The sequence below is a fragment of the Streptomyces sp. WG5 genome (assembly GCF_049974565.1).
GTDB lineage: Bacteria > Actinomycetota > Actinomycetes > Streptomycetales > Streptomycetaceae > Streptomyces.
Map to the genome: position 1 here is coordinate 160,531 of NZ_JBNGGC010000015.1, position 13,335 is coordinate 173,865.

Sequence of the window (13,335 nt, forward strand, 5' to 3'; positions counted from 1 at the left end):
CCCCGGCCGGGTCAGCCGGCGGGGTCAGCCCGCCCGGCGGTGGAGGTGGAGGGCGTGCAGGACGTCGCCGAAGTGCCAGTGCCAGTGCCGGTGCCGACGCTCCGCCGAGGGCCCGGTGGACCCCGTGGACCCCGTGGACCCCGTGGACCCCGTGGACCCCGGAACCACCGGTACCTCCAGCGGCCCGGCCGGCGGCACCCGGTGCTGCTGTCCGGGCCCGGTGCCGCGCGCCGAGGCGACCCGCCCCGGCCGCATGATCCGCACGACGTGGTTGTCGCAGCCGTCGCAGGTCGGCCGGGTCAGCGGGGAGGGCACGACACGGCCGTCCGTGACGTAGAGCACGAACTCCCGACCGGCGCCGTCCCTGTGGTGCTCGATCTCGAAGGCCTGCTCCCAGCCGTTGCCGCAGCGCATGCAGGCGAAGGAGTACGACTCGTGGACGACGGCGGTGGCACCGGCGCGCAGTCCGGTCCGCGCCGCGCTCTCACTCATGCTCATCCCGGCTCCTTCGGTTCGCTGGCCGTTCCGTCCGCTCCTTGCTCCAGTGGACTCCTCCGCCGACGGGAACGCACCGGATCTGCCGAGTGTTTGAGCCGATTTGGGGTGCCCTTGACGCAAAGGGCGGGGAGGTCAGGAACGAGTCAAACGTGGCCGGATCAGGCCCCTGACCGGCCCCGGCCGGACGCCGGTCGGGTCCCGGTCCTCAGACCCCGGCCAGCCCCGACCAGGCCCCGACCAAGCCCCGGTCAGATCCCGGTCACACCCCGGTCAGACCCCGGTCAGACCCCGGTCGGTTCCGATGAGCCCCGGCCGTCAGGCCCCCGCGTTCTTCGCCGCCACCACCGCGTCGAACACCTCCCGCTTGGGCACGCCCACCTGCGCGGCCACCGCGGCGATCGCCTCCTTGCGCCGCTCCCCGGCCTCCTCGCGCACCCGCACCCTGCGCACCAGTTCCTCGGCGCCGACCTCCTCGGGCCCCGTGACCGGCGCCCCCTCGACGACGACGGTGATCTCCCCGCGCACGCCCTCGGCGGCCCACTCGGCGAGTTCCCGCAGGGGGCCGCGCCTGACCTCCTCGTACGTCTTGGTCAGTTCCCGGCAGACGGCGGCCCGCCGGTCGGTGCCGAAGACCTCGGCCATGGCGGCGAGGGTGTCGTCGAGGCGGTGCGGGGCCTCGAAGTAGACGAGGGTCCGGCGCTCGCCGGCGACCTCGCGCAGCCGTGAGAGCCGCTCGCCGGCCTTGCGCGGCAGGAAGCCCTCGAAGCAGAACCGGTCGACCGGCAGCCCGGACAGGGCGAGCGCGGTGAGCACGGCGGACGGGCCGGGCACGGCGGTGACCCGGACGTCCCGCTCGACGGCGGCGGCGACCAGCCGGTAGCCGGGGTCGGACACCGACGGCATCCCGGCGTCGGTCACCAGCAGCACCCGTGCGCCGCCCACCAGCTCCTCGACGAGCTCGGGTGTGCGGGCGGACTCGTTGCCCTCGAAGTACGACACGACACGCCCCCGGGGCGTGACGCCGAGCGCCTGGGTGAGCCGGCGCAGCCGCCGGGTGTCCTCGGCCGCGACGACGTCCGCGCCGGCCAGTTCCTCGGCGAGCCGCGGCGGGGCGTCCCGGACGTCGCCGATGGGGGTGCCAGCCAGTACAAGGGTTCCAGTCACACCCCCATCCTCCCAGGAGCGGACGGACATCCTCCCAGCGCGGACGGACGCCCTCCCGGCGGCGGACGAACAGGGACGCGTCCGACCGGTCCGGGGCATGCGCGGGACGTGCACAGCGCGGTTCCCTACGATGGCGCGGTGACCAGTACCGCGTCCTCCACGGACACCCGGCAGGACCAGGCCCCGCCCGACCGGCGGCCCGCCTGGCAGCAGCGGCTGCGCCGCTTCGGCTACACGGCACCGCCCGCGGCCGACGACGTCCGCGACCGGCTGGTGCCGCCGTACACCCGGCCCGGTCCGCGCATGTGGGTCTTCCTCGGCCTGTCGAAGCCGCTCGCCGACCGGATCGTGCGCTGGTCGGCCTGGGGCGGACCGCTGCTGGTGGCGCTGCTGGCGGGCGTGCTGCGGTTCTGGAACCTGGGCAGCCCGAAGGCGGTGATATTCGACGAGACGTACTACGCCAAGGACGCCTGGGCGCTGATCCACCGCGGTTTCGAGGTCAACTGGGAGAAGAACGCCAACGACCTGATCCTGAACTCGGGCGGCGACGTCACGGTCCCGACGGACGCGGCGTACGTCGTGCATCCGCCGGTCGGCAAGTACGTGATCGGGCTGGGCGAGCTGCTGTTCGGGTTCGATCCGTTCGGCTGGCGGTTCATGACGGCGCTGCTCGGCACGCTGTCGGTGCTGCTGCTGTGCCGGATCGGGCGCCGGCTGTTCCGCTCCACGTTCCTGGGGTGCCTGGCGGGCGCGCTGATGGCGGTGGACGGGCTGCACTTCGTGATGAGCCGCACCGCGCTGCTGGACAGCGTGCTGATGTTCTTCGTGCTGGCGGCCTTCGGCTGCCTGGTCGCCGACCGCGACTGGGCCCGCCGCAGACTCGCCGCCGCGCTGCCGGTGGACGCCGACGGCCGGGTCCGGCCGGACGCGCACCTCGCCGAGACGTTCCGGTTCGGGTGGCGTCCGTGGCGGCTGGCGGCGGGGCTGATGCTGGGTCTGGCCGCGGCCACCAAGTGGAACGGCCTGTACATCATGGCGGCCTTCTGCGTGATGGCGGTGCTGTGGGACGTGGGCACCCGCCGGGTCGCGGGCGCCCACCGGCCGCGGCTGGCGGTGCTGCGGTACGACCTGGGCTGGGCGTTCCTGTCGACGGTGCCGGTCGCGCTCGTCACGTACGTCCTGTCCTGGCTGGGCTGGATCCTCTCTCCCGCCGACGGAACCGGCGGCTACTACCGCGACTGGGCGGCGAACGACGGCAAGGACAGCGCCTGGTCCTGGCTCCTCCCGGACTGGTGGCGCAGCCTGTGGCACTACGAGTCGCAGGTCCTCGAGTTCCACACCCACCTCACCTCGCCGCACACCTACCAGTCGAATCCGTGGAGCTGGATCGTTCTGGGCCGTCCGGTCTCCTACTTCTACGAGTCGCCGACGGCCGGTTCGGACGGCTGCCCGGCCGACGCGGGCGGGAAGTGCGCCCGCGAGGTGCTGGCGCTCGGCACGCCGCTGCTGTGGTGGGTGGGCGTCTTCGCCCTGCTGTACGTGCTGTGGCGCTGGGCCTTCCGCCGCGACTGGCGCGCGGGCGCCATCGCCTGCGGCGTCGTGGCGGGCTACCTGCCCTGGTTCTTCTACCAGGAGCGCACGATCTTCCTCTTCTACGCCGTCGTCTTCCTGCCGTTCCTGTGCCTGGCGGTGGCGATGCTGCTGGGGGCGATCGTGGGCCGGCCGGGCTGCGGCGACGCCCGGCGGGTCGCGGGGGCGACGGGCGCGGGCGTCCTGGTGCTGCTGATCGCCTGGAACTTCATCTACTTCTGGCCGCTGTACACGGGGACGGCAATCCCGATGGAGGACTGGCGGTCGCGGATGTGGCTCGATACGTGGGTCTAGCTGGGCCTACAGGACTTTGTATGTCAGCTCGTACAGAGACAGGGACAGTGCGCCGATTGCCTGCTTCCGTTCTCCGAGGCCCACCTCGGAGGGAATGATCTTCGCCCCTCCGACGAAGACGGCCCGACCGGTCGCCTCGTTCACTTCGTGCAGAAGAATGTCGATCGGCGCTTGGCCGACGAACGGTACGAACCGCTCGTCGAACTCGAACACATCACCTTTGCGCAGCCTTATTTTCTCGAATACACCGCCGTCACCTCTACTGATGACGATCTCGTCCGCACCGTCCGGGTCCTGGACTCTTTGCGCCTCCAGGAACAAAAGCTTGGCGAAAGCCGCGTCTGCCATTTTCGCCCTCCGCACCTTTGTGCCGTGCAGTCTCATCACCAGTCATAGCACGCGTATTCGGGCAGCGCATGCCGTGAGGCTCCCCCGGACGACTGGCCGTCGCCGGAAGTGACCGGGCTCCGCCCGGAAGCAGGGAAAGCGGCAATCGCCGTGCTCAGCGCCGCGCCGCCGCCCCGCCCGGCGAGGTGGGCGCCCCGGTGGGACGGAGGCCGGCACGGACGCCGGTACGGCTCGGTGGCGTCCGCCTCTGCCGTTCGCCGTTGCCGTTGCCGTGCGCTGTTGGCCGTTCGCCGTTCACCGTGCACCGTTCGCCACGCTAACGATTGCGTCACCCCCGCACCTCCCGCCCCGTGTCCCGCATACAGTTTCTGAGGCGACCACGTTTTCTGAACACGTTCGGAAAGCGTCGGAAAGCGTCACAGAGGCACCCACGGGAGGGGAAGGCGCGATGCGCAAGGGGGTGAAGACCGCCGTCATAGGCGGCGTGTTCGCCGTGATGGTGGGCGGAGCCGGGTACGGCACCTACAACGTGGTGTCGGCACTGGACGGCGGCTCGGGGTCCGGGTCGGCCAAGAGCGGGCCGCCGAGCGGCGACGAGGTCCAGGAGACGGCGGAGAAGTTCTTCACGGCCTGGGAGAAGGGCGACGCGAAGGCGGCGGCGTCCCACACGAACAACTCCGCGGTCGCCGGGACGCTGCTGGCGGCCTACGGCGAGGAAGCGCACATCACCGGCGTCGAGATCACGCCCGGCACGACGACCGGCACCGCCGTGCCGTTCACCGTGCAGGCGAAGGTGTCCCACCAGGGCACGACCAAACCGCTGACGTACAAGAGCGAGCTGACGGTGGTGCGCGGCGAGACCAGCGGACGCGCGCTGGTCGACTGGCAGCCCTCCGTCGTCCACCCGGACCTGAAGGACGGCGACACCCTGGTCACCGAGGAGTCGGCGACCCCGCAGATCCAGGCGGTTGGCCGCGACGGCGCCGTGCTGACCAAGGAGAAGTACCCCTCGCTCGGCCCGGTCCTCGCCACGCTCCGGGAGAAGTACGGCGCTCAGGCGGGCGGCACCCCCGGCGTGGAGCTGGTGGTCCGGCACGGGAACGGCGGCGGGCCGGACACCCCGCTGCTGACCCTGACCGAGGGCAAGCCCGGCAAGCTGGAGACGACGCTCAGCGCGAGCGTGCAGGCGGCGGCCGAGAAGGCGGTGAAGCGGTACGGCGAGTCGTCCGTGGTGGCCGTCAAGCCGAGCACCGGCGAGGTGCTGGCCGTGGCGAACAACCGCGCGGACGGCTTCAACGCCGCCTTCCAGGGACGGGTCGCCCCCGGCTCCACCATGAAGATCATCACCGCGGCGATGCTCATCGACAACGGCGTGACCTCGATGAACGGCCCGGCGCCCTGCCCCGACACGGCGGTCTGGAAGAGCCAGATCTTCAAGAACCTCACCGGCATGCCGGCCAACGAGGGCGCCACCCTCGCCAACACCTTCATGCGGTCCTGCAACACGGGCTTCATCAAGCTCATCGACGAGGTCACGGACGCCTCGCTGACGGCGGAGGCCGAGGAGCGCTTCGGGCTGGGCCGCGACGACTGGAAGACCGGCATCGTCTCCTTCGACGGCAAGGTCCCCGCCGTGAGCGGCCCGGACCGCGCGGCGAACGCCATCGGTCAGGGCCAGGTCCAGATGAACCCGCTCAACATGGCGTCCGTGACGGCGACCGCCATCACCGGCGAGTTCCACCAGCCCTACCTGGTCTCGCCCGGCCTGGACGACCGCGAGCTCGCCACCGCCAAGGGCCTGCCGCAGAGCACCGCCACGCAGCTCAAGCAGATGATGCGGCTCACCGCCACCCAGGGCACCGCCCAGGAGGCCATGTCCGGGCTCGGCGGCGACATCGGCGCCAAGACCGGATCGGCCGAGGTCGACGGGGAGGCCACGTCCGACAGCTGGTTCACCGGCTTCCGGGACGACGTCGCGGCGGCTGCCATGGTCGAGAAGGGCGGCCACGGCGGCGACGCGGCGGGCCCGATCGTGGCGGACGTACTGCGCGCGGGAGGCTGAATCCGGTCGGACTGGCCGGGCGGAAGACCCTAATGTGGTCGCCGTCGTTGAAAGCATGAAGCAAAAGCAACGAGGGCACCGCCGGCCCCGTCCCCGACGGGCAGCGCGCGGAGGAACGGGGACGCAGTGGGCAGCAGAAGGGCCGCCGGCGAGCGGCGGAGGACGAAACCCGCCGTGGTCGGCAGTGTGGCCGCCGTGGTCGTGGCCGGCGCCGGATTCGGTGCCTACGCGGTGTACGGCGGCGCGGGTGCCGAGGACACCGCGCGGACGACGTCCGCGGCGGCCGGGGAGAAGGTGAAGTCGGGCCCCCTCACGGCGGCCGAGGTCACCTCGGCGGCCCAGCGGTTCCTCACCGCCTGGCAGCAGGGCGACGTCGCCGGGGCGGCCGCCGCGACCGACGACGCCGAGGCCGCGGCGGCGCTGCTCACCGGCTACACCGAGGACGCCCGCGCGAAGGACGTCACGCTCACCGCGGGCACCCCGGCCGGCCAGAAGGTCCCGTTCTCCGTGAAGGCCACCGTCGCCCACGGGAAGACGGCCGAGCCGCTGGCGTACGACAGCGCGCTGACCGTCGTACGCCGGGCCCCGGACGGCGAGCCGCGCGTCGACTGGCACGCCTCCGTCGTCCATCCGGAGCTGAGGGACGGCGACACGCTGGTCACCGGGGAGGCCGGCGCCCCGCCGGTCAAGGCGCTGGACCGGGACGGCGCGGAGATCACCGCCGCGAAGTACCCGTCGCTCGGTACCGTGCTGGACGGCCTGCGCGAGAAGTACGGCAAGAAGGCCGGCGGCACCCCCGGCATCGAGCTGCGCGCCGTCCGGGGGAAGGCGTCGAAGGCGGCCAAGGCCTCGGACAAGACGCTGCTAAAGCTGAGCGAGGGCACACCCGGCACCGTGCGGACGACCCTGGACCCCGCCCTCCAGGCCGCCGCCGAGAGGCAGGTGGCCGGCAAGGCACGGGCGTCGGTGGTCCTGCTGCGCGCCTCCACCGGTGAGATCCTCGCGGTCGCCAACGGCGGCCACGGCTTCAACACCGCCTTCCAGGGCTCGCTGGCCCCCGGCTCCACCATGAAGGTCATCACCGCCTCGATGCTGATCGAGAAGAACCTGGCGTCGATGGACGAGCAGCACCCCTGCCCGAAGTACTTCAGCTACGGCGGCTGGAAGTTCCAGAACGACGACGAGTTCGAGATCAGGAACGGCACGTTCAAGGCGAGCTTCGCCCGCTCCTGCAACACGGCCTTCATCAGCCAGGCCCCGGAGCTGGAGAACGACGACCTGACCAGGCAGGCGAAGGAGGTGTTCGGCCTGTCGATGAACAACTGGTCCGTCGGCGTGCCCACCTTCGACGGCTCGGTGCCGGTGCAGAGCGCGGCCCCGATGGCCGCCTCCCTCATCGGCCAGGGCGGGGTGCGGATGAACCCGCTGAACATGGCGTCCGTGTCGGCGACCGTGAAGTCGGGCCGCTTCCACCAGCCCTACCTGGTCGCCCGGTCGGTCGACGGCCGCGCGTTCGCCACCGCCTCCCGCACGATGTCCGCGGCCACGCTGGCGCAGCTGCGCGAGCTGATGTCCTACACGGCGGCGTACGGCACCGCGGCGGAGGCGATGGCCGGCGTGAGCGGTGACACCGGGGCGAAGACCGGCTCGGCGGAGGTCGACGGCCAGGAGCAGCCCAACGGCTGGTTCACCGCGTACCGGGGCGACCTGGCGGCGGCGGGCGTCGTCCAGCAGGGCGGCCACGGCGGCGACACGGCGGGACCGATCGTTGCGGCGCTGCTGAAGGACGCCGGCTGACCGGCAGCGCGAGGACGTGCGGCCGGCGGCTCAGTGGGCCACCGGCTGTGCCACCGCCGTGTAGGTCCGGCGCAGGAACCGGATGAGCGCCTTCGTTTCGAACTGGACCACCGAGCAGCCCTGCGGGGTGTGGAACTCGACGACGACCTGCACCCGCCCGCACGGCCACACCCGCACCTCGCCGGTCCCGGCGGGCGCGCGCAGCCCCTGTTCCAGCAGTGCCCGGGAGAAGGCCCACTCGCGGAAGCCGGGACCGCCGCCCCGCGCGGGCAGCCCGACGCAGACGGACCGCGGGTCGCGGTCCGGGTCGTAGCGCAGCACGACGGGTATGGCACCGCCGCCGTCCTCGTCCGGGAGGTCCGCGTCCGTCAGGATGTGGGCTCGTGCGTACTGTTCGACTACGGACATCGGATCGGCCCCTTACGCTCGCCACGTCTGCGAAAGCTGTGCGCCCACCCCGTACGCCACCTACTCCAATGTCCCATATTTGCCGGGTCACGCCCTTCGGGCCGTACGTCACATGTGAGTTCGCCTCCGCCGCGCCCGTGGAATCGCGGGCGGCCGGTGGTGGTTGCACCGACTGTCGCAGGCGGTCGGAAGGGACGTGGGAAGTGGGCGCGGACGTGGACGCGAGCGTGGATGTGCACGGCACGGTGGCCGAGGGTTTCGAGCCGGTCAGGGACGCGTTCGCACGGAACTTCACGGTGCTCGGGGACCGGGGCGCGGCGGTCGCCGTCTACCGGGACGGGCGCAAGGTCGTCGACCTGTGGGGCGGCACCAGGGACATCGACGGCACCGCACCGTGGCGGCGGGGCACCGCCCAGGTCGTGCGCTCGGCGACCAAGGGCGTCGCCGCCGCCGTACCGCTGCTGCTGCACCAGCGCGGGGAGCTGGACCTGGACGCGCCGGTGGGCGCGTACTGGCCGCGGTTCAAGGCGCACGGCAAGGAGCGGGTACTGGTCCGGCACGTGCTCGGCCACCGGGCCGGGCTGCCGGTCCTGGACCGGCCGCTCACCCCGGAGCAGGCCCTCGACCCGTTGCGGGGCCCGGAGGCCGTCGCCGCGCAGGCACCCGTCTGGGAACCGGGCACGGACCACGGCTACCACGCGCTGACGTACGGCTGGCTGCTCGACGAACTGGTCCGCAGGGCGACGGGCGGCCGCGGCACCGGTGAGTGGATCGCGGACGAGATCGCCCGGCCGCTCGGTCTCGACCTGTGGCTGGGGCTGCCGGCCGCCCAGGAGGCGGCGGGCCGGGCCGGACGGGTCGGGCGCGTCGAGGACCCCGAGCCGTCGGGGAACGGCCCCCGCCTGCGTCCCAAGCGCGCGGTCACCGACGCCTACGCCGACCCCGGCTCGCTCACCCGCCGCGCCTTCGCCGCGATCACGCCGTTCCCCGACCAGAACGACCCGGCGTACCGGGCGGCGGCCCTCCCGGCGACCAACGGCATCGCGACCGCCGACGGGCTGGCCCGCTTCTACGCGGCGCTGATCGGCGAGGTCGACGGCGCGACACGGCGGGTACGCCTGTTCGACCCGGACACGAGGGAACGGGCCCGCGCCGAGGAGTCGGCCGGCCCGGACCGGGTCCTCGTCGTGGGCACCCGCTTCGGCCTCGGCTACATGCTGCACGGCAGCGCGTCCCCGTTCCTGTCCCCGGGTTCCTTCGGCCACCCGGGCCGCGGCGGCGCCCTCGGCTTCGCCGACCCGGAGTCGGGTGTCGCCTTCGGCTATGTCACCAACGGCTTCCGCAGGACCGTGACGGCGGACCCGCGGGCGCAGGCGCTGGTACGGGCGGTACGGGCGTCACTCGACGCGGGCTAGGACGGGGCCGGACCCGTCCGACCGTGCGCGTCGTCGCCCGGTGGGCGGCTTCGCGGCGTCCGGTGCGTGCTCCCGGCGGGCCGCCGGCCCCGGACCTCGTACGGGGACACCGCAGCCCGGTCGCCCGCCGGGTACACGTGCCGTTGCGGTGCCGTCCACGACGACGGCCGACGACGCCTCCGGAACCCGCGGACCCGCGCCGATCGCCGCCCTGCGCGCCGGACCGCTCCTCGGGAAGAACGGGCCCGGTCGCCGCGCCGACCAGGATCGGGGACTCGCGCCCGGGATGGTGCGTACGACGGCTGCGAGGCGCACCCTGGAAAGAGGTCTTCCGGAGGTGATCGTCATGATGCACACCGCAGTGGGATGGCATGTCGAGCTGGAGTTCATGGAGGACGACCAGCACACACGGGCGGTCGCGATGGTGCGGCTCCCCGACGGCAGCGAGGTCCGCGCGCACGGCCACGCCACCCGTCACCGCGTCGACGCCAACCAGCCGAGGGTCGGCGAGGAGGTGGCGGGGGCGCGGGCGTTGAACGAGCTCGCGATGCAGCTGCTCACCAAGGCGCACGACGACATCGACGCGGCGTCGGGGAGGGTCTCCCACCCGATCCACGTATGAGCCGCCGCGCGGCCCCGGGCCCGACAGGAAGCCGGTGAGGGCAGCCCCGTCCCCACGGAGCCCTCACCGGCTGGTCTGTCGTCCTGTCAGAGGCGGTGCGTCAGGTGCGCGCCAGCTCCCTGTCCTCGTCGGGGCCGCCCTTGCCGTCCCCGGCCGTGCGCAGGCCCTCGCCCTCGACGTCCACGTTGGGCAGCGCGCGGTCCAGCCACTTCGGCAGCCACCAGGCCTTCTTGCCGAGCAGGGCGAGGACCGCCGGGACGATGGCCATGCGGACGACGAACGCGTCGAAGAAGACGGCGATCGCCAGGCCGAAGCCGATCATCTTGACCATCGACTCGCTGGAGCCGATGAAGCCCGCGAAGACCGCCATCATGATGACCGCCGCGGCCGTGACGACCCGCGCGCCGTGCTTGAAGCCGGTGACGACCGCCTCGTGGGGCGTCTCGCCGTGGACGTAGGCCTCCCGCATGCGGGTGACCAGGAAGACCTCGTAGTCCATGGCCAGGCCGAAGACCACGCCGACCATGAAGATCGGCATCATCGACATGACCGGGCCGGTCTCCTCGACGCCCATCAGGCCGGACAGCCAGCCCCACTGGAAGACCGCGACGACCGCGCCGAGGGCCGCCAGGACGGAGAGCAGGAAGCCGAGTGCGGCCTTCAGCGGGACCAGGATCGAGCGGAAGACCACGATCAGGAGGAGGAAGGCCAGGCCGACGACCAGGACCAGGTACGGCAGCAGCGCGTCGTTCAGCTTCTCGCTGACGTCGATGTTCATCGCGGTCGAGCCGGTCACCAGGGTCTCCGCGCCGGTGTCCGCCTTGATGCCGGCGCCCGCGTCGCGGATGGCGTGCACCAGGTCCTCGGTCTGCACGGAGGACGGCTTGGAGTCCGGGACCACGGTGATCGTCGCGGTGTCGCCGCCCTTGTTGGGGGCGGGCGGGGTGACCGCCATGACGTCGTCGAGGCCCTCGATCTCGTCGGAGACGTCGGTGAACACCTGCTGGGGGGCGTCGCTGCCCTTCGCGTCGACGACGACCATCAGCGGGCCGTTGAAGCCCGGCCCGAAGCCCTCCGACAGGAGGTCGTACGCCCGGCGCTGGGTCGTCGACGTCGGCTGGGAGCCGTCGTCGGGCAGGCCCAGTTCCAGGGAGGCCGCCGGGACCGCCGCCGCACCGAGGCCGACGACGCCCAGGAGGAGGACGGCCAGCGGACGGCGGACGACGAAGCGCGCCCAGCGGGTGCCCAGGTTGTCCTTGGCCGGCTTGGCCTCGGTCTGCCCGCCCTTCTTCGCCTTCTTGGCGCCGGCCGGCTTGACCCTGCGGCCGGCGTAACCGAGCAGCGCGGGGACCATCGTCAGGGCGATCACCACCGCGATGGCGACGGTGCCGGCCGCCGCGACGCCCATCTTGGTCAGCATCGGGATGTTGACGACCGCGAGGCCGACCAGGGCGATGACGACGGTGAGTCCGGCGAAGACGACCGCCGAGCCGGCCGTGCCGACCGCGCGGCCCGCGGCTTCCTCGCGCTCACGTCCCTCGGCGAGTTCGGCGCGGTAGCGGGAGACGATGAACAGGGCGTAGTCGATGCCGACCGCGAGGCCGATCATCATCGCCAGGATGGAGGTGGTGGAGCCCAGTTCGAGTGCGCTGGCCAGGGCCGTGATCGAGGCGACGCCGATGCCGACGCCGATCAGGGCCGTGAGGAGGGGCAGGCCGGCCGCGACCAGCGAGCCGAAGGTGATGACGAGGACGACGGCGGCGACCGCGATGCCGATGATCTCCGTGGTACCGGTGTGCGGGACGGCCTGCAGCGCGTCGCCGCCGATCTCGACGGTCAGCCCGGCGTCGCGCGCCTGCTGGGCGGCGTCCTCCAGGGCGTCCTTGGTGGTGTCTTCCAGCTCCATGCCGGAGACGTCGTACTTCACGGACGCGTAGGCGATCGTGCCGTCCTCGCTGACGGCGTTGCCCGTGTACGGGTCGGCGACCGAGGCGACCTCGGAGCCGTTGCCCAGTTCGGAGACGGTCTTCTCGACGGTCGCCTTGTTCCCGGCGTCCGTCATCTTCTCGCCGGACGGCGCCTTGAAGACGACGCGCGCGGTCGCCCCGTCGGCGCTGGTGCCGGGGAAGCGCTCCTCCAGCAGGTCGAAGGCCTTCTGGGCCTCGGTGCCGGGGATGGAGAAGGAGGTGGTGCCGGCGGTCGGGGCGCTGGCGGCGCCGACGCCCGCGAGCGTCAGCAGCGCCACCCATATCAGGGCGACGAAGTGCCGTCGGCGGAAGGAGAGCCGGCCGAGTTTGTAGAGGAACGTGGCCACGAGGGCGTACTCCCGGTCAGGTCGTGGGATCTTCAGGGCGGGTGTGATCAGCCCGACGACGTGAGCGGTGACGTCAGGTGGGGCTCAGGTGGGGCTCAGGTGGGGGTCCTGAGGGGGACGTGTCAGGTGGTGGGGGCGGGGGCGGGGGCGGGGACGCCGAGTGCGGGGAGGATCACGGCGTCGATGTAGGAGGTGAGGAAGGCCCGGGTCGGCGGCTGGTCGTCGAGCAGCGTGCGGGTGGCGAAACCGCCGACCAGCATGTGCACGAGGAAGTCCAGCGCCGGACAGTCCGCTCTGATCTCACCCCGGTCGACGGCGCGTTGCAGCAGGCGCTGGAACTCCGCCATCTCCGGTCCGACGAGCTGTTCCCGGAACGCCTGACGCAGGTCGGGGTTCTGGTGGAGCGCCATGGCCACGCCCCGCATCAGCGCGGAGCTCTGTTCCATGGTGCAGTCGTCCTCGCGGGCCATCAGGGCGTGCAGGTCGCCACGGAGGGAGCCGGTGTCGATCTCGCCGATCTTCCCGGGTTTGTTGTGCCGGATGGCCTTGACGACCAGCTCCGGCTTGCCGCCCCACTGACGGTAGAGCGTCGCCTTGCTGGACCGGGTGCGGGCCGCCACGGCGTCCATGGTGAGGGCGTCGTAGCCGACTTCCCGGAGGAGGTCGAGCACGGCCTCGTACAGCTCGGCCTCGCGCTCGGGAGTGATCCGACTGCGGCGCGCGGTGGTGACCTCGGTCATCTCGCTCGCTCCTCTCGTCCGCTCCTCTGAACGACACCGTTTCGTACACGATGAATGTACCCGACGCCCTAGCGAAACGAAAC

General features: G+C 72.2%; 11 protein-coding genes. 5 read left to right on the top strand and 6 right to left on the bottom strand.

Annotation, left to right across the window (positions count from 1 at the left end):
* Positions 1-24: 24 nt before the first annotated feature.
* Both ACP4IX_RS18230 and rsmI read right to left on the bottom strand, forming a co-directional pair.
* Positions 25-492 carry a hypothetical protein gene (locus ACP4IX_RS18230; RefSeq protein WP_426556102.1) on the bottom strand — a complete coding sequence of 156 codons (468 nt, stop codon included), beginning with the start codon at positions 490-492 and terminating at the stop codon, positions 25-27.
* Positions 493-813: 321 nt separating this feature from the next.
* Positions 814-1,662 carry a 16S rRNA (cytidine(1402)-2'-O)-methyltransferase gene (gene rsmI, locus ACP4IX_RS18235; protein ID WP_426556103.1) on the bottom strand — a complete coding sequence of 283 codons (849 nt, stop codon included), beginning with the start codon at positions 1,660-1,662 and terminating at the stop codon, positions 814-816.
* Between the two features lie 138 nt (positions 1,663-1,800).
* Between rsmI and ACP4IX_RS18240 the strand changes: the two genes are divergently transcribed.
* Positions 1,801-3,546: a dolichyl-phosphate-mannose--protein mannosyltransferase gene (locus ACP4IX_RS18240; protein WP_426556104.1), complete on the top strand. Its 1,746-nt coding sequence runs from the start codon at positions 1,801-1,803 to the stop codon at positions 3,544-3,546.
* Between the two features lie 6 nt (positions 3,547-3,552).
* Here the strand turns inward: ACP4IX_RS18240 and ACP4IX_RS18245 are convergent, their stop codons facing one another.
* A complete protein-coding gene (locus ACP4IX_RS18245) occupies positions 3,553-3,894 on the bottom strand; it encodes a hypothetical protein (RefSeq protein WP_426521182.1) in 342 nt (113 codons plus the stop codon).
* A gap of 448 nt (positions 3,895-4,342) precedes the next feature.
* Between ACP4IX_RS18245 and ACP4IX_RS18250 the strand changes: the two genes are divergently transcribed.
* Positions 4,343-5,956: a penicillin-binding transpeptidase domain-containing protein gene (locus ACP4IX_RS18250; protein WP_426521180.1), complete on the top strand. Its 1,614-nt coding sequence runs from the start codon at positions 4,343-4,345 to the stop codon at positions 5,954-5,956.
* Positions 5,957-6,082: 126 nt separating this feature from the next.
* Positions 6,083-7,753: a penicillin-binding transpeptidase domain-containing protein gene (locus ACP4IX_RS18255; RefSeq protein WP_426556105.1), complete on the top strand. Its 1,671-nt coding sequence runs from the start codon at positions 6,083-6,085 to the stop codon at positions 7,751-7,753.
* Between the two features lie 30 nt (positions 7,754-7,783).
* Here ACP4IX_RS18255 and ACP4IX_RS18260 read toward each other — a convergent pair whose 3' ends face one another.
* Positions 7,784-8,161, bottom strand: a complete 378-nt coding sequence (locus ACP4IX_RS18260; protein WP_426521176.1) for an SsgA family sporulation/cell division regulator — start codon at positions 8,159-8,161, stop codon at positions 7,784-7,786.
* A 227-nt stretch (positions 8,162-8,388) separates the two neighbouring features.
* On the opposite strand from ACP4IX_RS18260, the gene ACP4IX_RS18265 reads away from it, so the two are divergent.
* Together ACP4IX_RS18265 and ACP4IX_RS18270 are read left to right on the top strand one after the other, a co-directional pair.
* Positions 8,389-9,576 (top strand): serine hydrolase domain-containing protein, encoded by a 1,188-nt coding sequence (locus ACP4IX_RS18265; protein ID WP_426556121.1) that lies wholly within the window; start codon positions 8,389-8,391, stop codon positions 9,574-9,576.
* 346 nt (positions 9,577-9,922) lie between these two features.
* The gene (locus ACP4IX_RS18270; RefSeq protein WP_426521174.1) at positions 9,923-10,198 is read left to right on the top strand and encodes a DUF1876 domain-containing protein; all 276 of its coding nucleotides are present in this window, start codon (positions 9,923-9,925) and stop codon (positions 10,196-10,198) included.
* 100 nt (positions 10,199-10,298) lie between these two features.
* On the opposite strand, the gene ACP4IX_RS18275 is transcribed toward ACP4IX_RS18270, so the two are convergent.
* Entirely contained in the window at positions 10,299-12,512 is a 2,214-nt protein-coding gene (locus ACP4IX_RS18275) for an MMPL family transporter (protein ID WP_426521172.1), read from the bottom strand.
* 122 nt (positions 12,513-12,634) lie between these two features.
* Positions 12,635-13,252: a TetR/AcrR family transcriptional regulator gene (locus ACP4IX_RS18280; RefSeq protein WP_426521170.1), complete on the bottom strand. Its 618-nt coding sequence runs from the start codon at positions 13,250-13,252 to the stop codon at positions 12,635-12,637.
* Between the last annotated feature and the right edge of the window lie 83 nt (positions 13,253-13,335).